General features: G+C 68.3%; 17 protein-coding genes and 2 pseudogenes. 5 read left to right on the forward strand and 14 right to left on the reverse strand.

Going from position 1 to position 23,662, the window contains the following annotated elements:
• Positions 1–31 precede the first annotated feature (31 nt).
• Both FBQ73_RS07445 and FBQ73_RS07450 read right to left on the reverse strand, forming a co-directional pair.
• Positions 32–862, reverse strand: coding sequence for an alpha/beta fold hydrolase (locus FBQ73_RS07445; RefSeq protein WP_138398832.1), 831 nt, complete (start codon positions 860–862; stop codon positions 32–34).
• Positions 863–1,093: 231 nt separating this feature from the next.
• Entirely contained in the window at positions 1,094–2,044 is a 951-nt protein-coding gene (locus tag FBQ73_RS07450) for a helix-turn-helix transcriptional regulator (protein WP_138398833.1), read from the reverse strand.
• Between the two features lie 216 nt (positions 2,045–2,260).
• Between FBQ73_RS07450 and FBQ73_RS07455 the strand changes: the two genes are divergently transcribed.
• Both FBQ73_RS07455 and FBQ73_RS23500 read left to right on the forward strand, forming a co-directional pair.
• On the forward strand, positions 2,261–3,838 hold the full coding sequence (locus FBQ73_RS07455) for a winged helix-turn-helix domain-containing protein (protein ID WP_138398834.1): 1,578 nt from the start codon (positions 2,261–2,263) through the stop codon (positions 3,836–3,838).
• 161 nt (positions 3,839–3,999) lie between these two features.
• A pseudogene (locus tag FBQ73_RS23500) lies at positions 4,000–4,602 on the forward strand (phosphoenolpyruvate-utilizing N-terminal domain-containing protein); the annotation flags it as partial.
• A 174-nt stretch (positions 4,603–4,776) separates the two neighbouring features.
• On the opposite strand, the pseudogene FBQ73_RS23505 reads toward FBQ73_RS23500, so the two are convergent.
• Positions 4,777–4,998 (reverse strand): annotated as a pseudogene (locus tag FBQ73_RS23505) (hypothetical protein); the annotation flags it as partial.
• A gap of 356 nt (positions 4,999–5,354) precedes the next feature.
• On the opposite strand from FBQ73_RS23505, the gene FBQ73_RS07465 reads away from it, so the two are divergent.
• The gene (locus tag FBQ73_RS07465; protein WP_138398836.1) at positions 5,355–6,965 is read left to right on the forward strand and encodes a SulP family inorganic anion transporter; all 1,611 of its coding nucleotides are present in this window, start codon (positions 5,355–5,357) and stop codon (positions 6,963–6,965) included.
• Between the two features lie 3 nt (positions 6,966–6,968).
• Here the strand turns inward: FBQ73_RS07465 and FBQ73_RS07470 are convergent, their stop codons facing one another.
• The 7 genes from FBQ73_RS07470 to FBQ73_RS07500 all read right to left on the reverse strand — a co-directional run bounded on the left by FBQ73_RS07470 (position 6,969) and on the right by FBQ73_RS07500 (position 19,180).
• Positions 6,969–8,336, reverse strand: coding sequence for an efflux transporter outer membrane subunit (locus tag FBQ73_RS07470; RefSeq protein ID WP_246089609.1), 1,368 nt, complete (start codon positions 8,334–8,336; stop codon positions 6,969–6,971).
• Positions 8,337–8,381: 45 nt separating this feature from the next.
• Positions 8,382–11,657 carry an efflux RND transporter permease subunit gene (locus FBQ73_RS07475; RefSeq protein WP_138398838.1) on the reverse strand — a complete coding sequence of 1,092 codons (3,276 nt, stop codon included), beginning with the start codon at positions 11,655–11,657 and terminating at the stop codon, positions 8,382–8,384.
• The gene (locus tag FBQ73_RS07480) at positions 11,654–14,761 is read right to left on the reverse strand and encodes a multidrug efflux RND transporter permease subunit (RefSeq protein ID WP_138398839.1); all 3,108 of its coding nucleotides are present in this window, start codon (positions 14,759–14,761) and stop codon (positions 11,654–11,656) included. The genes FBQ73_RS07475 and FBQ73_RS07480 overlap by 4 nt, the downstream gene beginning before the upstream one ends.
• Positions 14,758–15,876 carry an efflux RND transporter periplasmic adaptor subunit gene (locus FBQ73_RS07485; RefSeq protein WP_246089610.1) on the reverse strand — a complete coding sequence of 373 codons (1,119 nt, stop codon included), beginning with the start codon at positions 15,874–15,876 and terminating at the stop codon, positions 14,758–14,760. The genes FBQ73_RS07480 and FBQ73_RS07485 overlap by 4 nt, the downstream gene beginning before the upstream one ends.
• Before the next feature lie 402 nt (positions 15,877–16,278).
• Entirely contained in the window at positions 16,279–17,016 is a 738-nt protein-coding gene (locus FBQ73_RS07490; RefSeq protein WP_138398841.1) for a queuosine precursor transporter, read from the reverse strand.
• 173 nt (positions 17,017–17,189) lie between these two features.
• Entirely contained in the window at positions 17,190–18,392 is a 1,203-nt protein-coding gene (locus tag FBQ73_RS07495) for a class I SAM-dependent RNA methyltransferase (protein WP_138399029.1), read from the reverse strand.
• Positions 18,393–18,412: 20 nt separating this feature from the next.
• Entirely contained in the window at positions 18,413–19,180 is a 768-nt protein-coding gene (locus FBQ73_RS07500) for a TlyA family RNA methyltransferase (RefSeq protein WP_138398842.1), read from the reverse strand.
• Between the two features lie 255 nt (positions 19,181–19,435).
• On the opposite strand from FBQ73_RS07500, the gene FBQ73_RS07505 reads away from it, so the two are divergent.
• Positions 19,436–19,996, forward strand: a complete 561-nt coding sequence (locus tag FBQ73_RS07505) for a hypothetical protein (protein WP_138398843.1) — start codon at positions 19,436–19,438, stop codon at positions 19,994–19,996.
• 207 nt (positions 19,997–20,203) lie between these two features.
• Positions 20,204–20,674 carry a hypothetical protein gene (locus tag FBQ73_RS07510; protein WP_138398844.1) on the forward strand — a complete coding sequence of 157 codons (471 nt, stop codon included), beginning with the start codon at positions 20,204–20,206 and terminating at the stop codon, positions 20,672–20,674.
• A gap of 22 nt (positions 20,675–20,696) precedes the next feature.
• Here the strand turns inward: FBQ73_RS07510 and ureG are convergent, their stop codons facing one another.
• The 4 genes from ureG to FBQ73_RS07530 form a co-directional block, all read right to left on the reverse strand.
• The gene (ureG, locus tag FBQ73_RS07515) at positions 20,697–21,332 is read right to left on the reverse strand and encodes an urease accessory protein UreG (protein ID WP_138398845.1); all 636 of its coding nucleotides are present in this window, start codon (positions 21,330–21,332) and stop codon (positions 20,697–20,699) included.
• Positions 21,329–22,048, reverse strand: a complete 720-nt coding sequence (locus FBQ73_RS07520; protein WP_138399030.1) for an urease accessory protein UreF — start codon at positions 22,046–22,048, stop codon at positions 21,329–21,331. Before FBQ73_RS07520 ends, ureG begins: the two co-directional genes overlap by 4 nt.
• Before the next feature lie 40 nt (positions 22,049–22,088).
• Positions 22,089–22,964: an urease accessory protein UreE gene (locus FBQ73_RS23365; RefSeq protein WP_138398846.1), complete on the reverse strand. Its 876-nt coding sequence runs from the start codon at positions 22,962–22,964 to the stop codon at positions 22,089–22,091.
• Positions 22,965–23,027: 63 nt separating this feature from the next.
• A complete protein-coding gene (locus FBQ73_RS07530) occupies positions 23,028–23,585 on the reverse strand; it encodes a Dps family protein (protein ID WP_246089612.1) in 558 nt (185 codons plus the stop codon).
• Positions 23,586–23,662: the final 77 nt, after the last annotated feature.

A 23,662-nucleotide genomic window follows, 5' to 3' on the forward strand; every position in this document is an offset into this window, starting at 1 on the left:
AGCGGCTGCGATGCGGGAACGCGGGGAAGCGTCAGCCGGCTACAAAGGCGAGCAGCTCGGCTGTAACCAGATCGGCATGGACGGTGCAGATGCCGTGCGGCAGCTTCTCATAGGTCTTGAGCGTGCCGTTCTTCACGAGCTTCGCCGAGAGCAGGGCAGAGTCGGCGATGGGCACGATCTGGTCGTCGGTGCCGTGCATCACCAGCGTCGGCACGGTGATGCGCGCGAGATCGTCGGTGAAGTCGGTCTCGGAGAAGGCGCGGATGCCGTCATACTGCGCCTTGGCGCCACCCATCATGGCCTGGCGCCACCAGTTCCAGATGACCGCCTGCGAGGGCTCGGCGCCGGGCCGGTTGTAGCCGAAGAACGGGCCGCTGGCGAAATCGAGGTAGAATTGCGAACGGTTGGAGGCGAGCTTCGTGCGCAGGTCGTCGAACACCTCGATCGGCAATCCGCCGGGATTTGCCGATGTTTTCACCATCAGCGGCGGCACGGCGCTGATCAGCACCAGCTTGGCCACCCGGCCCTTGCCGTGGCGCGCGACGTAGCGGGTCGCCTCGCCGCCGCCGGTGGAATGGCCGACATGGACGGCGTTGCGGAGATCGAGATGCTCGACCACTGCCGCGACGTCGGCGGCATAGTGGTCCATATCGTGGCCTTCGCTCACCTGGGTCGAGCGGCCGTGCCCGCGGCGGTCATGGGCGACGACGCGATAGCCCCGGCCGACGAAGGCGAGCATCTGCGCATCCCAATCGTCGGAAGAGAGCGGCCAGCCATGGTGGAAGAAGATCGGCTGTCCGGTCCTCGGGCCCCAGTCCTTGTAGAAGATCTCAACGCCGTCCTTGGTGGTGACGGTACGCATGGTCGTGCTCCTCTCCGTGAGACTATCGTTACTCGCCCCTTCCGCCGAAGGGACACGGAGCGTCGCGGACATCGCGCCGGCGACGGCCGTCACCAGGACGTTGCGGCGTGATAGGCGGGGAAGCTGTCCGGGCATCGTCTGTCTCCTTTGGTCGGTGGGCACGACATGGGATTAGCGCGAGGGATGCGGGGCCGCCCGAGAGCGATTGCCCCGGTTCGAGAGCGATTGCCGCTAACGTGCGCGGCGGCGCCATTCGCTCGGCGTCTCACCGGTCAGGCGTCTGAACGCGGCGCCGAAAGCGGACTGCGAGCCGTAGCCCAGCGCCACCGCGATCGACACGACCGGCTCATCGGTGTCGCGCAGCAGGGTCGAGGCCTGCGCCAGCCGGTGCTGCCGCAGCCAGGCATGCGGCGACAGCCCGGTGCTCTGCTTGAAGGCGCGGCAGAAATGGAAGCGCGACAAGTGCGCATCAGCGGCGAGCGCGGCAAGCGACAGGTCGGTGTCGCTGTCCGAGCGCAGGCGCTCGATGGCGCGGCGCAGCGCCGTCGGCGACAGTCCGCCCGATGCCGGCTGATAGCTCGCCGGGGCACCGGTGTGCACGGACAGAATCCGCGCCGCCAGAAGCTCGGCGAGCTGCTGCCGGAACAGCGCGTCGAGGGCCTCACTGCCGTCGAGGACGTCCACCGCGCTCATCAAGAGGCGGGATGTCGTCGGATCGAGATGACCGGTACGCTCAAGCAAGGGCGCGGAGCCGGCCGTGTCGGCTTCGGCGGCGACGCGCTCCAGGACGGCGTGCGGCAGATAGAGCTGGAGGACGTTGACCGCTCCGCCAATGTCCCAGCGCGAACTGGTACCGGAGGGAATGATCGTCACCGCGCCCGGCCGCGCCGTTCCTGACGCCAGGGTCTTGCCCGTCCGGCGTTCCAGGCGCTGCATCGTGCCGATATAGGTCATGATGACATGGTCCTTCATCGGCTCGACGACATCGTGCAGCTCGCCGTGCTTCCAATGGGCGATGGAACTGCCGGAAATCTCGGTGACGATGCGGCGTGGCGTGGTGCCGAGGACGCGCGCCATCTCGCCCGCCGGTGGCCGGGAGGCTGTCCACGGCTGTTCTTCGGTGCGTCGGGAAGTGCGGAACAGATCCTCTGGCGAGGGCACGCGCAGGATGGTCTCGTCCATCGATCCACGCTCACGGTTCGGTTGCATCGTGAGCGCAGAGTGCGTCCGGGCCGGCGCGAAGTCCTTGCGGCGCGATTGAATTGATCTTGCTTTTGCGTCCAAAACGACGCGAAGCGGCCTTATGGGAAAAACTCCGTCCGGACCATGGTATCAAGGCGATCCGTAGAGCGGCGCGGCCAACTGCTACGCCCTGCGGATAGGCGATGGAGCGCTGGATTGAAGTACCGGTTCGCAGACTGCGTGCTCGACCTCGACCGCCGGGAGCTGACCCGCGCGGCACAGACGGTCGCCGTGGGTCCGCAAGTCTTCGACCTGCTGGTCCATCTCGTCGAGAACCACGAACGGGTGGTGAGCAAGGACGGCCTGCTCGATGCTGTCTGGAACGGCCGTGTCGTCTCCGACTCCACGCTGACCAGCCACATCAACGCGGCGCGCAGGGCGATCGGTGACAGCGGCGCCGAGCAGCGTCTGGTGCGCACCGTCGCCCGCAAGGGATTCCGCTTCGTCGGCGACATCCGGCAGGTCGGGTTGCCGGAAGCGTCGCGCGAAGCCGCGATCATGCCGGAGATCGCCACCCCGCCGACGGCTGTGACGGCGCACAAGCCCTCCATCGCCGTCATGCCCTTCCAGAATCTCAGCGGCGACCCCGAGCAGGACTATTTCGCCGATGGGGTAGCGGAAGAGATCATCACGGCCCTCTCGCGCGTGCGCTGGCTGTTCGTCGTTGCCCGCAATTCGAGTTTCGCCTATCGCGGCCGCCCCGCCGACGTGCAGCAGATCAGCCGGGAGCTCGGCGTCACCTATGTACTCGAAGGCAGCGTGCGCAAGGCCGCCGACCGCCTCCGCATCACCGGCCAGCTCGTCAATGCAACTACCAACGGCTATCTCTGGGCGGACCGCTTCGAGGGCGCCCTCGACGACATCTTCACGCTTCAGGACCGTATCTCCGGCAATGTCGTCGGCGCCATTGCCCCGCAGATGGAGCTGGCGGAGATCGAGCGCGCGCGGCGCAAGCCCACCGAAAACCTCAGCGCGTATGACTGCTATCTGCGCGGCCTTGCGCATCTGCACCGCGGCGGCAGGGAGGCCGCCGAGGAGGCTCTGCCGCTGTTCCGCAAGGCGGTCGCGCTCGATGCCGAGTTCGCGCCGCCTTACGCGATGGCCGCCTGGTGCTATTTCTGGCGCAAGGTCAATGGCTGGACAATCGATCCCGTGCAGGAGACGGCCGAGGGCATAGCCCTCGCCCGTCGTGCCTTGGAACTCGGCCGGGACGACGCGGTGGTCCTTGCGAGGGCCGGCCATGCCCTGGCGCATCTTGCGGGCGAGTTCGACAGCGGCATCGCCCTGCTCGACCGGGCGCTTTTCCTGAATCCCAACATGGCGCCCGCCTGGTTCCTCGGCGGGTTCCTGCGCGTCTGGCACGGCGAGCCGGAAGGGGCTATCGAGTATTTCGAGCACGCCATGCGCCTGAGCCCTGTCGATCCCGAGCTCTACAGGATGCAGGCCGGAATCGCGATGGCGCATCTATTCGGCGGCCGTTTCGAGACCGCGTCGCTATGGGCGGAGCAGGCCCAGCGGAACCTGCCGAGCTTCCTCATGGCCGTGGCCACCGGCGCAGCCAGCCAGGCACTGTCGGGCCGTACGGAGGACGCCCGCCGGACCATGGATCGGTTACTTGAGCTCAGCCCCGCGCTGCGCCTCTCCTCCCTGAAGGACTGGCTGCCGATCCGCCGACAGGAAGATTTCACCCTGTTCGCTGAGGGCCTGCACAAAGCCGGCCTTCCCGACCAGTGAGCCGCAACGATCGAAGCTCCGGCCAGTCACGGGTTCAGCATTCGTTTGATAACAGCATTCGGCCCATCTGATCGACGAGAACCGAGTCGCCGAGCCAAGCCCACTTCTGGGACGTTCCTAAATCGCAGTGATTTCAATAACATCGGTGTTCGGCCGACGCGCGCAGCTCGGTCGCCATCATGCTCATGGGCGCGCAGGCCGGCGACGTGGTGCATGTGGAGGCCATCGGCCCAACCGCCCAGAAGGATGCGCAGGACATCGCCGAGCTCATCGCCGCGCCCGGCAGCGGGGCCGCCGCCCGCGAGCCACGGCCGGCATCCGCTCCAGCCCCTGCTCTCGCAGCGAAGCCGTTGGTGGCGGTCGCACTGGACGCGCCCGGCATCCGGCGCGTCTTTTCCGGCGTCTCCGCCGCCCCGGGCCTGGCCGTAGGCGTTTCGCGCCGGCTGGTGCATGAGCAGCTCGACATCCCAGAGAACGGTGCCGGGATTGAGCTGGAGATGGCCGCGCTCACCGATGCCATCGCCCGCACCCGCAGCGCCATCGAGAGCGCCATTGCCCACTTCAGCGAGCCCGGGCCGGTGGAGCATGGCTCCCACGGCAACCAGCAGACCGAGATCCTGACGGCCCACCTCTCCTTCCTCGACGATCCCTACCTGCGCTCCACCTCCGACGAGATGATAACCGCCGGCAGGAGCGCCGCCTTCGCCTGGCAGATTGCTGTCGAAACGCAGATCACCACCCTGCGCCAGCTGGGCAATGAAGTGCTGGCGGAGCGCGCGGCGGACCTGCTCGACATCGAGCGGCGCGTCCTGCTGGTCCTGTGCGGCCGGAACGAGACGGCGCTGGAGCTGCCGGACAACGCGATCCTCTTCGCCGACGACCTGCTGCCGTCCCAGTTCGCCGGGCTTGAGGTCCTTGAGCGCCGCGCGGATCTCCGGGGCGATGGCGGGCTCGGCGAGCCAGCCGATCTCGCCGCTGCGGGCCGCTCCCACCTTCGAATCCGTATCGGCCTTCGCCAGGGCCGCGAACCCCGCCTCCGAGGTTGCCCCCTTGGCCTTCAGCCTGGCGGTCACCTCGTCGAGCTTCGCGCTCGTGACCTGTCCGCTTGGCGCGGCGATAAAGACCGGGGCCAGCCGGCATCGGGGCGGCTCCACCAGCATCCTCTTGCTGGCCTCGTAGAGGGCGCGCACCTCGGCATCGGACGGCACGGCTGGCAATCCTCAGGGCATCAATCATAAAGCTATATTGAAATCGATATAGATAAAGACGGTATCAAAAAACCGCAAAATCAGAATAAGGCGCCTTCGCGGTAAACTGTGGCACAATAGCGATCCCTCCCCGTGCGCAAGCACGCCGAGGGGTCCTCTTGCCATCACTCCGCCGCCGCAGAGCGAGCGACAGGGTTTTGTGCCCCGACATCCCATCCTTCCCATGACGCGCTATGATGGCGCATACGGCAGGCAGGCGGCGCGCAACGCTGAGATTCGCCAGCCGCCGTGCGTCGACAGGTGAGGCCATGTCATCACTTCCACGGCCACGCACGGGCGACCTCATTGCGGGGCTCTGCGTTGCCGGGCTGTTGCTGCCCGAGGCGGTAGCCTATGCGAGCATCGCCGGCCTGCCGCCGCAGCAAGGCATCTTCGCCGCCGTCGCCGGATGCTTCGTTTACGCACTGGTGGGGCGCAGCCGCTTCGCCATCGTCTCGCCGACCTCGTCGTCCGCCGCCATTCTGGCCGCCACGCTGGCGACCCTGCCGGATGAAGGCGCCGTCAAGCTCGCCGCGACCACGGTGGTGGTGGTGCTCGTTGCCGCCTTCCTGCTGCTGGCGGCCGTGGCACGGCTGGGGAACTTCACGGGGTTTGTCTCCCGGCCAGTGCTGCGCGGGTTCGCGTTCGGGCTGGCAGTCACCATCATCGTCCGCCAGCTTCCGCATCTGGTGGGGCTGGATGCGGCATCGTCCGATCTCCTCCATATTATCCCGCAGCTCGTGGCGGAGGTGCCGCACTGGAACCCGTTCGCTGTGGCCTGCGGTGGCACCGCGCTCGCGGCGCTACTTCTCCTGCGGCGATTCCCGGCTATCCCGGGCGCCTTCCTCGTCCTTGCCGGGGGCGTGGCCGTGTCCACCGTCTTTCATCTGGAGGCGCACGGGGTCGCCGTGGTCGGCACCATCGACATGATGCCGGCGTGGCCATCCTGGCCCGCCCTGAGCTGGCCCGACTATTCACAGCTCGCCCGCTTCGCCCTGCCGCTGGTCCTCATTCTCTTCGCCGAATCGTGGGGCACCATCCGGGCGCTCTCCCTGCGCCATGGCGAGGCGGTGGAGGCGGACCGGGAACTGGCGGCGCTCGGCTTTGCCAACATGGCCAGCGCGCTGGCCCAGGGTATGCCCGTGGGCGCGGGATTTTCGGCCGGCAATGCCAGCGAGGCCGCCGGCGCCGCCACCCGCGCCACGGCGATCATCACCGCGCTGGGCCTCGCGATCCTCGTGATCTTCGGTGGGAGTTTCGTGGCGCACCTGCCCGAGCCGGTGCTGGCGGCAGTGGTGATCGCAGCCCTCGTCCATGCGCTCGATCCGGCGCCGCTCGCGCGCCTCTGGGCGCTGGGACGCGACCAGTATGTGGCCGTCGCCGCGGCGGTGGCCGTGCTGGCGCTTGGCGTCCTGAACGGGATGCTGGTGGCCATCGCCCTGTCCCTCACCGCCGTGGTGCAGCGCCTGGCGGCCCCCCAGGTGGCGCAACTGGGGCGTCTGGGAACAACGCACGATTATGTCGATCTCGCCCGCCATCCCGATGCCGTCGCCCCGAAGGGCATCGCCATCTGGCGACCGGCACAGCCGCTGTTCTTCGCCAATGCCGACCGCATCATGGGCATCATCGCAGCCAGCTCCCGGTCCGAGCCGGACATTCACGCGGTGGTGGTCAGCCTGGAGGAAAGCTTCGATCTGGACAGCACGGCCCTCGACGCCCTGGTGGAGTTCGACGCCGTCATGCGCCAGGCCGGGCTGCGCCTGCAACTCGCCCGCGCCCATGATCGGGTCCGCGATCTGCTGGCGGCCGCCGGAGCCAGCGATCTCGTGGAGCGCTGCAGCTACAGCGTGGACGACGCGGTGGCGGCGGTGGCGCCGTAAGTCTCAGGGACCCCAGCCGCCGCCAAGGGCCTGAAACAGGCTGGTGGCAGCCAGCAAACGCGCCAGCCGCACCTGCGCCAGGCCATTCTCGGCGGTGAAATAGGTCTGCTGCGCCTGAAGCACGGCGACGAGGGTGGTCGTACCACCCGCCAGCTGGGATTCGGCCACGCGGAAGGCGGTGCGCGAGCTTTCCACCACATCGGCCTGCAGCTTCACCTGCTTGTTGGTCTGATCCAGCGCAACCAGCGCCTTCTCCACATCGGCGAAGGCCGACAGGATGGCCTTGCGATAGACCTGCAGGTCCTGCACCTGCACGCCCTTGGCCTGGTCCAGCTGGCTCTGCAGCAGGTAGCCGTCGAAGATGGGCTGGGTCAGCCCGGCGACCAGCGTGTAGTACCAGGCGCCGGGAGCGAACAGCGCCTGGAGCGCCGCGCTCTGCACCCCGCCCGTGCCCGTCAGCTGGATCTGCGGCAGCATCGCCGCCCGCGCCGCTTCCACATTGTAGCCGCCGGCCAGCAACTGGGCCTCGGCGAGGGCGATATCGGGTCGGCGGGTGAGCAGGTCGGAAGGCAGTCCGGGGGTTATGCGCGGCACGGTGATCTGGGAGAGGCTTCCCTGCGGCGGGGTGAGCGCGACGGGGGTGCGCGCCAGCAGCACGGCCAGGGCCGCCCAGTTTTGCCGCAGGGTGATCTCGATGGGCGGGATCGAGGCCCGCACCTGCGCCACCAGCGCCTCCTGCTGCGACACGTCGAGCTGCGAGACGGTGCCCCCTGCGAACTGCCGCTTCACGATGTCGAGGATGCGGGTTGCGGCGGCAAGGCTGTTCTGGGCGATGCGCAGCTGGTCTCGCGCGCCGAGGATCTGGAAATAGGTATTGGCCACCGCCACCTGGGTCGAGAGGGTCACCACATCGCGATTGAACCGCGCCGCTGCCGCGTTCTCCTCCGCGGCGAGCAGGCCGGAACGGTTCTTGCCCCAGAAGTCCACCATGTATCCGGCCGACAGGCCGAGAATATACTGGCCGCTGGTGTTGCCCGGATTGCCGTTGCTACCGCTGGAGCGGATCTGCGCAGCGGTACCTGCGAATGTGAGGTTGGGGTAGAGCGGCGCGCCCGAGATGCCGACCTGAGCGTCGGCCTGCACGATTTCAGCGGTGGCGACGGCGATGTCGAGATTGTCTACGTTCGCTTCTGCCACGAAGCGGGCGAGGTCGTTGGAGCGAAAGCTCCGCCACCATTCGGCCGGCGGCAGGTGGGCGTTGGGGTTGGCTGGCCCCTCCACGTAATGGGTGGGGGTGGCGATGCCCACGTCCGGCGCCGGCTCCTGCGGCAGGCAGCCGGCAAGCAGCAGCGCGAGGGCACCTGCCGCCACAAGCGCTCCACGGGGGCACCGTCCAAATGCGCGGAAAGGCCTCATCTATGCGGCCGGCTCTGGCGGCGTCCGCAGATGGGCAGGCCGGTCCGTGTGGAGGCGCCCCCGGCGCAGACGATCGATGTAGAGATAGACCACCGGCGTCGTATAGAGCGTGAGAAGCTGGCTGAACAGCAGCCCGCCCACCACCGCCACGCCCAGCGGACGGCGCAGCTCGCTGCCTTCCCCAAAGCCAACCATCAGTGGGATGGCGCCGAACAGGGCGGCCATGGTGGTCATCAGGATGGGGCGGAAGCGCAGCAGGCAGGCGTGGAAGATGGCCTCGCGCGGCGCCATGCCGCCGTTGCGCTCGGCATCGAGGGCCACGTCGATCATCATGATGGCGTTCTTCTTCACGATGCCGATGAGCAGGATCACCCCGATCAGCGCCATGACGTTGAATTCGCCTCCGAACGCCATGAGTGCCAGCAGCGCGCCGACTCCGGCCGATGGCAGGGTCGAGAGGATGGTCAGGGGGTGGGCGAAGCTCTCGTAGAGCATGCCGAGCACCAGATAGACCGCCACCAGCGCCGCGAGGATGAGCAGCGGCTGGCTGGACAGGGATTGCTGGAAGGCGCGGGCCGTGCCCTGGAAGCTGCCGTGGATGGACGCCGGAAGGCCGATTTGCTCCTTGGCGGCATCGACCGCCACCACCGCATCGCTGAGCGCCGCGCCGGGCGCCAGGTTGAAGGACAAGGTGGCGGCGACAAACAGCCCTTGGTGGTTCACCGCCAGCGGCGTGGAGCCGGTGCCGAACCGCGCCACACTCGACAGCGGGATCATGGGCGCCGCGCTGGTGCTCACCGCCGAGCCGGTGGAGGTCGAGCCGCGTCCGGTGGCGCCGATGGCGTTGGTCAGGGCATTGCGGGCGGCGCTGGCCGCAGTGCTGGTGGTCGCCGATGATCCGGGGGCGGAGAAGGTGCCCGCCACGGCGCCCGTCCCCTGCGAGCCGCCCACCGCGCCGCCGGACGTGCTGATGAAGACGTCGTTCAGCACCTCGGGGTGCTGGGAGAAGCGCGGCGCCACCTCCATCACCACGTGATACTGGTTGCGCGCCACATAGATGGTGGACACCTGACGCTGGCCGAAGGCGTCATAGAGCGTGTTGTCGATCTGCCCCACCGAAATGCCCAGCCGGGCGGCAGTGTCGCGGTCGATGACGATCTCGGTCTGGATGCCGCGGGACTGCTGGTCGCTGTTGGCCTGGGTGACGCGCGGGTCGCGCTGGAGCGCCGCCAATAGCTTCGGTACCCATTCGGCGAGCTCCTGGAAGCTGTCGCCCTCCAGCGTGTACTGGAACTGGGCATTGGCCGGCCTTCCGCCCACCTGGATGTCCTGCGCCGCCTGGAGGAACAGGTTGGCACCGGGCACCACCGCCAGCGCGCCGCGCAGCCGCAGGATCACCTCATCCGCCGAGACGCCCCGCTGCGCCAGCGGCTTCAGCGCGGCGAAGACGAAGCCGGAATTGCCCTGCCCGCCCCCGGTGAAGCCCACCACCGAGTCCACCGCCGGATCGGACCGCACGATATCCACGAAGCTCTTCAGCTTCTGCGACATGGCCTGGAACGAGATGGACTGGTCGGCCTGGATCATGCCGGTGATGCGGCCGGTGTCCTGCTGGGGCAGGAAGCCCTTGGGGATGATGATGTAGAGATGGACCGTCAGCGCCAGCGTGGCGAAGAACACCGCGAGCAGGATGCGCGGCCGGTCCAGGCAGAAAGCGAGCGAGTGCCGGTAGGCGGAGAGCGCCGCATCGAACACCCGCTCGCTGGCGCGGAACAGGCGGCCGTGCTGGCGGCCCTCCTCGTTGCGCAGGAGCAGGGCGCACATCATCGGCGTGGTGGTGAGGGACACGAAGAGCGACACCAGGATGGTCGCCGTGATGGTCAGGGCGAACTCGCGGAAGATCTTCCCGATCAGCCCACCCATGAGCAGGATGGGGATGAAGACGGCGATGAGCGACACGCTCATGGCCACTACGGTGAAGCTCACCTCCGCTGCTCCCTTCAGGGCCGCATCGACGCCCGAGAGCCCGGCGCTGCGGTGGCGCGAGATGTTTTCCAGCACCACGATGGCATCGTCCACCACGAAGCCGGTGGCGATGGTCAGCGCCATCAGGGACAGGTTGTTGATGCTGAAGCCGCACAGATACATCACCGCGAGCGTGCCCACGAGGGAGACCGGCACCGCCACGATGGGCACCAGCGCGGCGCGCCAGTCGCGCAGGAAGGCGAACACCACCACGATCACCAGCACCACGGAGATGGCGAGGGTGAGCGCCACATCCGCCAGCGAGGCGCGGATGGTGGCGGAGCGGTCCATCACCACGTTGAGGTCGATGGCCGGCGAGATGGAGGCGGCAAGCGACGGCAGCAGCGCGCGCACCCGGTCCACCGTGGCGATGATGTTGGCGTTGGGCGAGCGGAACAGGATGAGCAGTGTCGCCGGCTTGCCGTTGGCGAGGCCCGCGGAGCGGATATTCTCGATGGAATCCACCGTCTCGCCGATGTCCGACAGGCGCACCGGCGCGCCGGCGCGATAGGCGACGATGAGGTTGCGGTAGTCCTCGGCCTTCAGGGCCTGATCGTTGGCATAGATCTGGAAGCGCAGGCTGTCGCCGTCGATGGCGCCCTTGGGGGCGTGGGCATTGGCGGAGGCCAGCGCCGCGCGCACGTCCTCCAGCCCGATGCCGTATTTGTAGAGCGCGTTGGGGTTCAGCTCCACCCGCACCGCCGGCAGCGACCCGCCGCCCACCGTCACGTCGCCGACGCCGTCCACCTGGAACAGGCGCTGCGCCAGCACGGTGCTGGCCGCATCATAGATCTGGCCGCGCGACAGGGTGTCGGAGGTGAGCGACAGGATCATGATCGGCGCGTCGGCCGGGTTGGCCTTGCGATAGGTGGGGTTGGAGCGCAGGCTCGACGGCAGGTCGGCGCGGGCCGCATTGATGGCCGCCTGGACGTCGCGGGCGGCGCCGTTGATGTCGCGGGACAGGCCGAATTGCAGGGTGATGCGGGCCGCTCCGTTGGTGCTCGACGAGGTCATCTCGGTCACGTCGGCGATGGCGCCGAGATGGCGCTCCAGCGGGCTGGCCACTGTGTCCGCCACCACCTGCGGGCTGGCGCCGGGCAGGCTCGCCGAAACCGAGATCACAGGAAAATCCACCGCCGGCAACGGCCCCACCGGCAGCAGGGGATAGGCCACGAGGCCGGCCGCGAACACCCAGAAGGTGATCAGCGTCGTCGCCACCGGCCGGCGGATGAAGGGCGCGGACAGGCTCATGGCGCCACGCCCGGCGGCGTGATGGCGAGGCCGTCCGGCGCGGGCGCACGGCCACGGCGCCGGTCGAACCACAGGTAGATCACCGGCGTGGTGAACAGCGTCAGAAGCTGGCTGAGCAGCAGGCCGCCGACGATGGAGACGCCGAGCGGATGGCGCAGCTCCGAGCCGACGCCGGTGCCCACCATCAGCGGCAGGGCGCCGAGGATGGCGGCGAGCGTCGTCATCAGGATCGGCCGGAAGCGCAGCAGGCAGGCGGCGCGGATGGCCGCCTCGGCCGTCATGCCCTCGCGGCGCTGCGCATCCAGGGCGAAGTCGATCATCATGATCGCGTTCTTCTTGACGATGCCGATAAGCAGGATGAGCCCGATGATGGCGATGATGGTCAGTTCCTCGCCGGCCATCATCAGGGCGATCAGCGCGCCGATGCCAGCGGACGGCAAAGTGGAGAGGATCGTCAGCGGGTGGACGAAGCTCTCGTAGAGCACGCCGAGCACAATGTAGACGGTGACCAGCGCCGCCAGCACCAGCAGCAGCTGGTTGGCGAGCGACGCCTCGAACGCCCGGGCCGCCCCCTGGAAGCTCGCCACGATGCTCGCCGGCATCCCCATGTCTGCGGTGGTCTCGCGGATCGCGGCGATGGCCTCGCCGAGGGAAGCGCCCGGCGCGAGGTTGAAGGAGATGGTCGTGGCCGGGAACTGGCCGAGATGGGAGACCAGGAGCGGGGCGGTCTCCACATGGGTGGTGGTGAGCACGGACAGCGGCACCTGAGTGCCCGAGGCGGACGGAAGATAGAGGGAGGACAGCGCCTCAAGCGAGGTCTTCAGCGTCGGGTCCGCCTCCAAAATCACCCGCTGCTGGCTCGACGTGGTGAAGATGGTGGAGACGATGCGCTGGCCGAAGGCGTCATAGAGCGCATTGTCGATGGTGGCGGGGGTGATGCCGAAGCGGGCGGCGCGGTCGCGGTCGATGTCGAGCCGCACCGACAGGCCGGTCTGCGACAGGTCGCTCGCCACGTCGGCGAGCTGCGGCAGGCTGGCGAGCCGGGCAAGCAGCTTGGGCGTCCATTCCGCCAGCTCCACCCCGTTGGCGTCCTGCAGCACGAATTGATACTGGGTGCGGCTCACGCCGCCGTCGATGGTGAGGTCCTGCACCGGCTGGAGGAACAGCTCCATGCCCGGCACCACGGCGGCGGCATGCTTCAGCCGGGCGATGACGGTATCCACCGAGGACGAGCGCACCGCGTGCGGCTTCAGGTTGATGAGCATGCGGCCGATGTTCGGCGTGGTATTGGCGCCGTCCACGCCGATGAAGGAGGACAGGCTCTCCACATCGCGGTCGGCGAGGACGATGCGGGCGACCTCCCGTTGCAGGTCCCCCATCCGCGCGAACGAGACCGACTGGGAGGCCTGCGTCATGGCCTGGATGACGCCGGTGTCCTGCTGGGGAAAGAACCCCTTGGGAATGATCACGTAGAGATAGCCGGTGAGAACCACCGTGCCGAAGAAAACCGCCAGCGTCAGGCCCTGGCGGGCCAGCACCACGTCCAGCGCGCGGGCATAGGCGCGGATGATACCATCGAAGAAGGTGCGGCTCGCCCGCTGGAAGCGGTTTTCGTGGGCCTCCGCATAAGGCCGCAGCAGCTTGGCGCAGGCCATGGGCACGAGGGTGAGCGACACCACCCCAGACACCAGTATGGTGGTGGACAGTGTGACCGCGAACTCGCGGAACAGCCGCCCCACCACATCGCTCATGAACAGGAGCGGGATCATCACCGCGATCAGCGACACCGTGAGGGAGATGATGGTGAAGCCGATCTGCTCCGATCCCTTCAGCGCCGCCTGAAGCGGGCTTTCGCCCTCCTCGATGTAGCGGGTGATGTTCTCGATCACCACGATGGCGTCGTCCACCACGAAGCCGGTGGCGATGGTCAGCGCCATCAGGGTCAGATTGTTGAGGCTGTAGCCGAACAGGTACATCACCCCCAGCGTGCCCACCAGCGAAAGCGGCACCGACAGGCTGGGGATCAAGGTCGCCCGCGCGCTGCGCAGGAAGGCGAAGATGACGAGGATCACCAGCATGACGGCCAGCGCCAGCTCGTAGCCCACGTCGCGCACCGAGGCGCGGATGGTGGTGGTGCGGTCGGTCAGCACCGCCACGTCGATCTCGGCGGGAAGGGCGGCCTGAAGCTGCGGCAGCAGCGCCTTCACCCGGTCCACCACATTGATGACATTGGCGCCGGGCTGGCGCTGGATGTTGAGGATGATGGCCGGGGCATCGTTCATCCAGCCGGCGAGCTTGTCGTTCTCGACCCCGTCCACCACGGTCGCGACCTCGCGCAGCCGCACCGCCGCGCCGTTGCGATAGGCGACGATGACATCCTCGTACTGCGCGGCGCTCTGGAGCTGGTCATTGGCGTTTATGGTTGAAGCGCGCGTCGGCCCGTCGAAGCCGCCCTTGGGCGTGTTGACGTTGGCGTTGCCGAGGGTGGAGCGCAGGTCGTCGAGGTTCAGCCCGTAGGCGGCAAGGCGCCGCGGGTCGGCCCGCACCCGCACCGCCGGCCGCTGTCCCCCGCTGATGCTGACGAGCCCGACGCCGGGCAGTTGCGAGATCTTCTGCGCCAGCCTGGTATCGGCCAGCGCCTGGATTTCCCGCAGGTTCATGGTTTTCGAGGTCAGGGCCAGCGTCAGCACCGGGGCGTCGGCGGGATTGACCTTGGCGTAGATGGGCGGGGCCGGAAGATCGGACGGCAGGAGATTTCCCGCCGCGTTCAGCGCCGCCTGAACCTGCTGCTCGGCCACATCCAGCGGCACGGCAAGGTTGAACTGGAGCGTGATCATGGAGGCGCCGGCCGAACTGGTCGAGGCCATCTGCGCGAGGTTGGGAATCTGCCCCAGCTGTACCTCCAGCGGCGCGGTGACGGACGAGGTCATCACGTCCGGGCTGGCGCCGGGATAGAAGGTCTGCACCTGGATGGTGGGGTAATCCACCTGCGGCAGGGCGGACACCGGCAGGAACAGCAGCGCGATGGCGCCCGAAAGCAGGATCGCCACCATCGCCAGCGTGGTGGCCACCGGCCGCAGGATGAACGGGCGCGACGGGTTCATTGCGCGGCCGCGCGATCCGGCTGGCGGCCCTGATGTGCCCCCGGTTGACCACTTGGCCGCGCTGGCGACCCGCCGGTCGCGGGCGGTGTTCGGGTCGCACCCGGTCGCACCGTCGCATGGGCCCCGTCGCGCAGCCGGTCGGCCCCCTCCACAACGATCGGGTCGCCGGGGGCGAGGCCGGAGAGGATCTCTACCTTCTCGCCCGTGGTGACGCCGAGGGTGACGGGCCGAACCGACACCGTCTGGTCTGCATTGAGCAGATAGGCGAAGGTGCCCGGCACACCGCGCTGGATCCCCGATGTCGGGGCGATGGCGACGCCCGCATGGGTGTCCACATCCAGCGTCACGTTGACGAACTGGTTCGGGTAGAGCCGCTGGTCCTCATTGGGGAAGCTGGCGCGCAGCTTGATGGTGCCCGTGGTCTGGTCGATCTGGCTGTCGAAGGTCTCCAGCACCCCTTCGGCGATCCGGTTCTGGCCGGTACGGTCGAAGGCATGCACCGCGAGTTTCGCACCGGCCTTGAGGCGCTGCGAAATCTCCGCCAGGCGGTCCTCCGGCACGGAAAACACTACGCTGATGGGCTGGAGCTGGGTGAGCACCGTGATGCCGCTGGTGTCGCCGGGCGTGACGTAATTGCCCTGGTCCACGAGGCGCAATCCGGCCCGCCCGTCCACCGGGGCGCGGATCTGGGTGAAATCGAGGTTGATCGAGGCGGTCTGGACCTGTGCCTTGTCCGCCTCGATGGTCGCCGTGTACTGCGCCACAAGGGCCTTCTGGGTGTCGAGGGTCTGGCGCGGCACCGCGTTCTGGGCGGAGAGGCCCTGATAGCGCTGGAGATCGACCTTGGCTCCCTCCAGCAGGGCCTGGTCGCGATCCACCTGGGCCTTGGCCTGGTCAAGGGTGGCCTGGAACGGGCGCGGATCGATCAGGGCGATGAGATCCCCGCGCTTGACGCTCTGGCCCTCCTTGAAGTTCACGCTCAGCAGTTGCCCGCTGACCTGCGGTCGCACCGTCACGGTGGAAGTCGAGGTCACCGTGCCGAGCGCCTGAACGGTGACCGTGATGTCACCGCGCTCCACCGTCCCCACGGAAACGCTGGCCTGCTGTGGAGGCATCCGGCCCCCCGGACCTGCCGGCGCGGAGCCCGCCCCGCGCCAATACAGGGCGCCGAGGCCACCGAGGGCCGCCAGCGCAACGACGGTGAGAATCACAGTTGAACGCCAGCTGCGACGTACGGCTGCCGGAGGCGATTCGGCACGGCCGGATACCTGTTTGTCCATTGAGCCGGCGTCTCCCGACAGAACCTTCTCGCTCCTGAACCGGCAGCATGCCGGCCCACCGGACCCCTCCCCGCCGTTCGCCCCTGTTGAAAATGCGGCGAGGATCGGCCCGAGCGGGGGCATCGTTACCGGCGCCTGTGGCTGAAATAAAGCCTGCGCCGCCCGATCCGGAGCTGTTCGTCCGGTGCGCCCGTTCGGCTTTCCGCCGCCGCTTGCATCGGACGCAGCAGCAGCCGCTCACACCTTGGTGCGGAACGGGGTGAAGTCCGTGCCCACGTCATACACGTCGATGCCCTCGCGGCGCTTCATGAAGCCGACGATTCTGTAGGTCACCGGGGTCAGGATCGCCTCCCAGCCGACCTTCATCAGGTAGTTGGAGATCATCACCATCACTACCAGATGGGTCTCCCACACCCCGAGGAAGGCGAGAGGGTAGAAGATGAGGCTGTCCACCGCCTGCCCCACCACCGTCGAGCCGATGGTGCGGGTCCACAGGTGCCGGCCGCCGGTGAGGATCTTCATCCACGCCATCACATAGGCGTTGGCGAACTCGCCGCACCAGAAGGCGAGGATGGAGGCGGCAAAGATGCGCGGAGTCTGGCCGAACACCGTTGTCAGGGCTTCCTGCGCCGGCCAGCCGGGAGCCGGCGGCATGGCCACCACGGCCGCCGCCATGGCCGCCGCATAGACCGAGGCGAAGAAGCCCACCCACACCACGCGCCGCGCCCGGGCATAGCCATAGACCTCGGTGAGCACGTCGCCGAGCACGTAGGACAGCGGAAAGAACAGCACAGCCGAGCCGAAGATGACCGGCCCGACCCACGGCACCTGAACCACCGAAACCTTGGCGGCGCCGATGAGGTTGGAGCAGATGAGGATGACCGCAAAGGCCACCATGCAATAATCGTAATAGCGCAGGCGCGCCCCTTCGAGGGAACGCGCCTCCACGGCGCGGATGCCGGCGGGCTCATCCACGCCGGCGACTCCTGATAAGGCCTTGTCCAATTGGGATTTCACGGGGCAGCCTCGAAAACGGTCGGGCCGGCCCGCAGGGCCATCGAGCCCCGGCGGGTCCAGCACCATGCTGCACCGCATTAAACCGCAGAACCGGTGCCGCGCCTAGCTTTCGCAGCGGCGGAATGGCCCGCTCAGCCGCGATCGAAGGTGGCCACCAACTCCACATGGGGCGAATAGCGGAACTGGTCCACGGGCGTCACCGCGCCGAGCCGGAAGCCGCCGGCGACCAAGAGACGCGCATCCCGCGCGAAGGTGGCCACGTTGCACGAGACATAGACCACGCGGGCAAGCTTCGCCTGCGCCAGCTCCCGCGCCTGCGTCTCCGCGCCCTGGCGGGGCGGATCGATCACCACCGCGTCGAAGGCGCCAAGCTCGGCGGCCATGAGGGGGCGGCGAAACAGGTCCCGCGCCTCCCCGTCCACGGCCTTGAGGCCCGAGGTGGCGCGCGACGCCTTGGTCAGCGCCGCGAGCGCGCCGGCATGGCTCTCGGCCGCGAACACCCGGGCATTTTCCGCAAGCCGCAGGGCGAAGGTGCCGGCGCCGGCGAACAGGTCGGCCACCTTGCGGGCGCCCTGGGTGGCGGTCAGCACGGCATCGGCCAGCACGCGCTCGCCCTCGGCGGTGGCCTGGAGGAAGGCGGCGGGCGGCAGTTCCACCTTGGCCCGGCCCATGGACAGGATCGGCGCCACCCGCTGGAGCACCAACTCCCCGTGGCGCGTCAGGCGGGCGAGGCCGAAGCGCTCGGCCATGGCCGCCACCTCCGCAAGCAGGGCCGGCGGCAGAGGGCCGGAGCCGCGCACATCCATGTCGAGCCCGGTGTCGGTGGCCACCACCTGCAGGTCCAGCGGCTTCTTCAGCGGCGCGAGGGCCGCCGCCACCGCCCGCGCGGCCGGCAAGGCCATATCGAGGCTGGGCGCCAGCACCGGGCAGGCTTCCAGCGCCACCATGGCGTGGGACTTGCGCTCGGCGAACCCCACCACCGTGCGCGCGCCCAGCTGGCGGGCATGGAAGATGACGCGCCGCCGGCCGGCGCCGTGGGCATCCACCAGCGGGCGAACCTCCGCCTCGATGCTCTCCCGCGCCAGCGCCTCCACCACCAGAGCCCGCTTCCAGGCGAAGTAGGGCTCAAGCTGCCAGTGCTGGAGCAGGCAGCCCCCGCAGGTTCCAAAGTGGGGGCAGAAGGGCTCCGTCCGCTCCGGGCTTGGTGCCAGGATGGCGTCCACCGCAAGGCGGTCCTTGTCGATGTGCCCGCGCACGCGCTCGCCGGCCAGCGTAAAGGGGGCAAACAGGGGGCCGTCGGGACCCTGGGCGAGGCCATCACCCTGGGCGCCCATGCCGGTAATCAGAAATTCAGTCACAACCCACCGCTCTCCCGGACTGCACCCACCAGAAACTCGCGATTGCCGTCTCCCCCCTCGATGGGGGACGGAACACGGCCGAGGAGACGCCAGCCCAGCGCCGCGATCTCCCCTTCCACACGGGTGCAGCACACCTCATGAACGGCGGCATCGCGCACCACGCCCTTGCGGACGGCGGCGCGGCCCGCCTCGAACTGCGGTTTCACCAGCGCCACCAGATGCGCTTCTTTCCCCGCAAAGGCGAGCGCCGCCGGCAAAACCAAGGCGAGCGAGATGAAGCTCACGTCCACCACCACCAGGTCGACGGGCTCGGGGATGGCATCACGGCCGAGGGCGCGGATGTCGGTGCCCTCCATCACTTGCACTTCCGGCCGAGTGGCGAGGCGGGGATGGAACTGGTCCCGCCCCACGTCCACCGCATAGACCCGCCGCGCGCCCCGACGCAGCAGCACCTCGGTGAAGCCGCCGGTGGAGGCGCCCACGTCCAGCGCTACCTTGCCCGCCGGATCGATGTCGAAGGCGTCGAGCCCGGCCATGAGCTTGAGCGCGCCGCGGGACACGAAATCGTGAACATCCGCCGCCTCGATCAGCGCATCTGCCGCCACCTCGGCAGAGGGCTTCGACACCACGACGCCATCCACCCGCACCAGGCCCGCTGCCAGCGCCGCCTGCGCGCGGGCGCGGCTTTCGAACAGGCCGCGATCCACCAGCAGGCGGTCGATGCGCGTCCGCCGCGCCGCTCCGGAGGGGGACGCCGCGGGCATAACGTGGTGTGGATCGGGTTGGGTCTTCACCATTTTTTCCGTGCGGCGTCTTGCCCGAGGTCGCAGGCCGCCGGGGGCCGTGATATGCGATGGCTCCGGGGGACGCAAACACCTGCCTTTTCGGAACCATCGGCACTGGACGGCTCCGCGGCGACGGGGATCAGGTGGGACGTCGGACGCGTTCCGGTCGGAACGGGCTCAATTCGCGTGTTTGAAGACGGCTTTTTCCCTCTGTTGGGCGAGGATCTCTGATCCATGGGCGCATGGAATGTTTCGCGGATGGCGGTGGCGACGGCGCTGGCGGTGATGCTTGCTTCCTTGACGGCGATGCCGGTGACGGCGGCGCCGAAGGACAAGGCCAAGACTGAAGCCAAGAAGCCGGATGCCAAGAAGCCTGAAGCCAAACCCGATCCGCGCGTATGGGTGCTCGCCAAGGCGGAGGACACTTATGTGCTGCGCTACGGCACGCCGCGTGCCCCAGATCCGGTGTTCGCCGTGGCCTGCCAGCCGGGGGCCCAGCTCATCCAGTTCACGGTCGAGGCGGCCTCGGGCAAGGTCAAGGCCGGGGATGGCGTTGCCCTGACCCTCGTGGCAGGAAAGCGGCGTCTGGAGCTGGCCGCCTCCGCCTTCCGGGCTGCAACCGAGGGACGCGTGGTGGTGGAAGCGGCGGTGTCGCTGGATGGCCGGGTGCTGGACCTGTTTACCGAGGGCGAGACGCTCATCGTGCGGATGCCCGGCGCCAGTGAGAGCTACCCCCTCGCCGGCGCCAAGGCCAAGCTCGCCGACTTCCGGAGAGTCTGCCTCACCGGCCGGTAACATAGTGGGGGCGAGGCTCGTGACAGCCAGCGCCCCTGCCCGTCCCTCTCCCGCCAGTTCATGAAAACCGCATTATAATTCAATGGTTTTCCTGGAGGGATTTACCGAGTTGCAAGGTTGCTCCCGCGACAGCTGACGGTGCACTGCGCCCATCTTCCTCTTTGCCGCGCAGCGGTTATGATCCGCGCCGCAACGAGGACCCCCGTCATGTTTCGTCCCGCCCTGGCATTCGCAACTCTTCTCGCCCTGGCTGCGCCCGCAGCCGCGCAGCAGAAGATGACTTGGCATACGCAGGAGTCCGATGAAAGCGCCGCCCTGGTCTTCGGCGTGCCGGAGACGGATGAGGTGGCCATCTTCTTCCTGTGCAAGCCCGGCACCCCCGGCCTCACTGTGCAGTCCATGATCGGCTCGAAGGGCCTCGAGAAGGACGCAGATACCCGTCTCATCCTCACCGCCGGTGGCACCAAGAAGAGCCTTGCCGGCAAGGGCATCGCCAATGAGGAAAGCGGCGCTGTGGACGTGGAGGCGCCGGCCCAGATCGCCGACCTCAAGGCCATCGCCAAGGCGGGCGGCACCCTGACGATCGAGGTCAAGGGCGCCAAGCGCGGCGTGTCGCTCACCGGCATCGCCCCGGCTGCCGCCAAGTTCGAGGCGGCCTGCGCCAAGCCCAAGAGCTGATCACGGGCCGGGCGGGCGGCCCTCAGGCCGCCGCCACCAGCCCCCCGGCCTGCTCGATGAAGCGGGCCACCACATCCACCCCGTCGCCGTTGCGGATCGAGGCGAACACATAAGGCCGCCCGGCCCGCATGCGGATGGTGTCCGCCTCCATGATGGAGAGGTCGGCACCGACCATGGGGGCAAGGTCCGTCTTATTCACCACCAGCAGGTCGGAGCGGGTGATGCCCGGCCCACCCTTGCGCGGGATCTTCTCCCCGCCCGCCACGTCGATGACGTAGATGGTGATGTCGGCCAGCTCCGGCGAGAAGGTGGCGGCGAGGTTGTCGCCGCCGGATTCGATCAGCACCAGATCAAGGTTGGGGAAGCGGGCGCTCATGTCCGCCACCGCACGCAGGTTGATGGAGGCATCCTCGCGGATGGCCGTGTGCGGGCAGCCGCCGGTCTCCACCCCCAGGATGCGCTCCGGCTCCAGCGCGCCGGCCACAGTGAGGAGGCGGGCGTCCTCCTTGGTGTAGATGTCGTTGGTGATGGCGCAGATGTCGTAGCGCTGGCGGAAGGTCTTGCAGAGCGCCTCCATCAGCGCCGTCTTGCCCGAACCGACCGGGCCGCCGATGCCCACGCGCAGCGGCGCGCCCTTGGGGGTGTTTCCGGAACTCATGAGCGGAAGAGCCTCGTATACTGGGTTTCGTGGCGGAAGCTGCCGAGATCGGCGCGGAAGGTGGCGCTGCCGAGATCGTCCAGCGTGAGCGCGGGGATTTCCAGCGCCAGCGCGTGAACCGTGGGCGCCAGCCGCGCCACCACGCGGGTGCCTGCGGTCTGCCCGATGGGCGCGAGGCGCACGGCGGCGGACACGAGATTCTGCACCGTTGCGAGCAGGAAGGCCTCCAGCGTCGGCGCCAGCGGCAGGCCGTGGATGCCGGCCGCCAGTCCGACAGCCACGGGATAGGCCACTTCACCCACCAGCGCCGAGGCTGCCGCATCAAGGCCCGGCGCTGGCCAGGCCGCGCGCACGGCATCGAGAAAGGAGCGGCCCTGCTGGCAGGTCTCCAGCCGCAGCTCGGCGGACGAGGCGAGCGCCACGGCGAGGGCATTCACTTCCGCCAGCGCCGTCTCATCCCCGGCCACGGCAGCGCGATGAGCGTGGGCGGCGAGGATGGCGTCGGACCGCCCAAACCCCAGGGCCAGCAGATCACCCAGGAAGGCGCCGAGGCTGTCCTCGTTCTTTATGTCGCCAGCCTCCACCGCCCATTCCAAGGTGTGGGAATAGGCATAGGCCCCCACCGGAAAGGAGGGGGTGAGCCAGGCGAACAAAGGCAGGAGGCTGATGGGTGCAGCAGCATCGGCCTGCAGGCGCTCCCCCGCCCTCCCCGGCATGGCGGGGCGAGCGGGGGAAGAGGGATCGTCCGAACCGGACTCAGCCATGCTTGTGGCCGGCATGGCCATGGCCGTGATCATGACCGCAGTCCGGGCCGTGAATGTGGCCCGGCGCATCGTGAGCAGCGTCGGTGTGGCCATGATGATCATGGTCGTGATCGTGGCCGCAGTCGGGACCATGGACGTGGCCCGGCTCGCCATGGGCGGCGTGGGATTTGCCGTGCGGCTCGGCGCCATGGGAATGAGCATGATGGGCATGGTCATCGTGGGGGTGATCATCGTGGGGGTGATCATCGTGGGGGTGATCATCGTGGGGGTGATCATCGTGGGGGTGATCGTGCCCGCAGCCCGGCCCATGCACATGCGCCTCGGCGTGGGCCGCACCATGAGCATGCCCTTCGTGCCCATGCTCATGATGGCCATGAGCGTGCCCGTGCCCTTCGTGCCCATGCTCTTCATGACCGTGGCCGCCATGAGCCTCGGCCGCCTCGTAGGCGCCCTTCTCGGGCCGGAACGGCCGCGTCACCCTGGCGACGCCGGCGCCGAGGCCGCGCACCATCTCGGTGAGCACGTGGTCGTCCACGAAATAGACCGCGCTCTCGGTGATCTCCGCAGGCACGTGCCGGTTGCCCAGGTGCCACGCCACCTTCATCAGCCGCAGCGGATTGGCGGTGGTGACCTCCACCAGATCCTCCGGTGCGGCCTTGATGCGGATGAGGCGGCCATCCTCCAGCTTCACCGCGTCGCCGTCGTCCAGCACCGTCGCCTTGTCGAGGTCGAGCAGGAAGGCCGTGCCGCCGTCCGCCGTCAGGGCAAAGCGGCGGCGGTGGCGGGCGTGGTGATCGAGGGTGATCTCGTCGGCCACCTTCTCCGCGCGGACGGCGGGACGGCGGACGACGACGGTGGCGCGGATCATGACTTCACTCCGGAACCGCCCCCGAACGCCGCCCGCCCCTTTGCATGGAGCGGACCTGTGCGCTCAGGTGGCGCTGTCCTGCCGATTCTGGTTGGTCTCGAACAGGAACCACAGGCGCTTTTCGGCCTCGTCCACATATTCTTCCAGCAGGCTGGCGGTGGCAATGTCCTCCGCCTCGTCGCAGATGCCGTGGGCCTCGCGCATGGAGGCGATGGCTGCCTTGTTGTCGGCGATCAGCTCCGCGAACATGCCCTGCGGCGCCACATAGGCCGCCTCGTTCTCCTTCAGCCCGCTGAGCTTCAGGATCTCGGCATAGGAATGCACCGTCTGGCAGCCGATCTTGCGTACGCGCTCGGCCAAAGGATCGACCGTGGCGTAGATGGCTGCGGCTTGCTCGTCCAGCAGCAGGTGATAGTCGCGGAAATGCTTGCCGCTGACGTGCCAGTGGAAGTTCTTGGTCTTCAGGTACAGCACGAAAGTGTCCGCCAGCACGCGGTTGATGGCGTCCGCCACCTTCTGCGCCTTCGTGCTGTCGAGATCCGTGGGAGTGGCGAGGGCCGCTGTCTTGGCTACGGTGGAAACCTTGGCCGACTTCTTGGACAATGAACGCACATTCGACATGGGGTGGCTCCTCAATCAAAACGAGTTGCAACACCCGCTAGAAGCGACCAGCCACGCCATAGGTTCCGCCGCGCGCG

The organism is Xanthobacter autotrophicus (assembly GCF_005871085.1).
In the GTDB taxonomy this organism is placed as follows: Bacteria; Pseudomonadota; Alphaproteobacteria; order Rhizobiales; family Xanthobacteraceae; genus Xanthobacter; species Xanthobacter autotrophicus.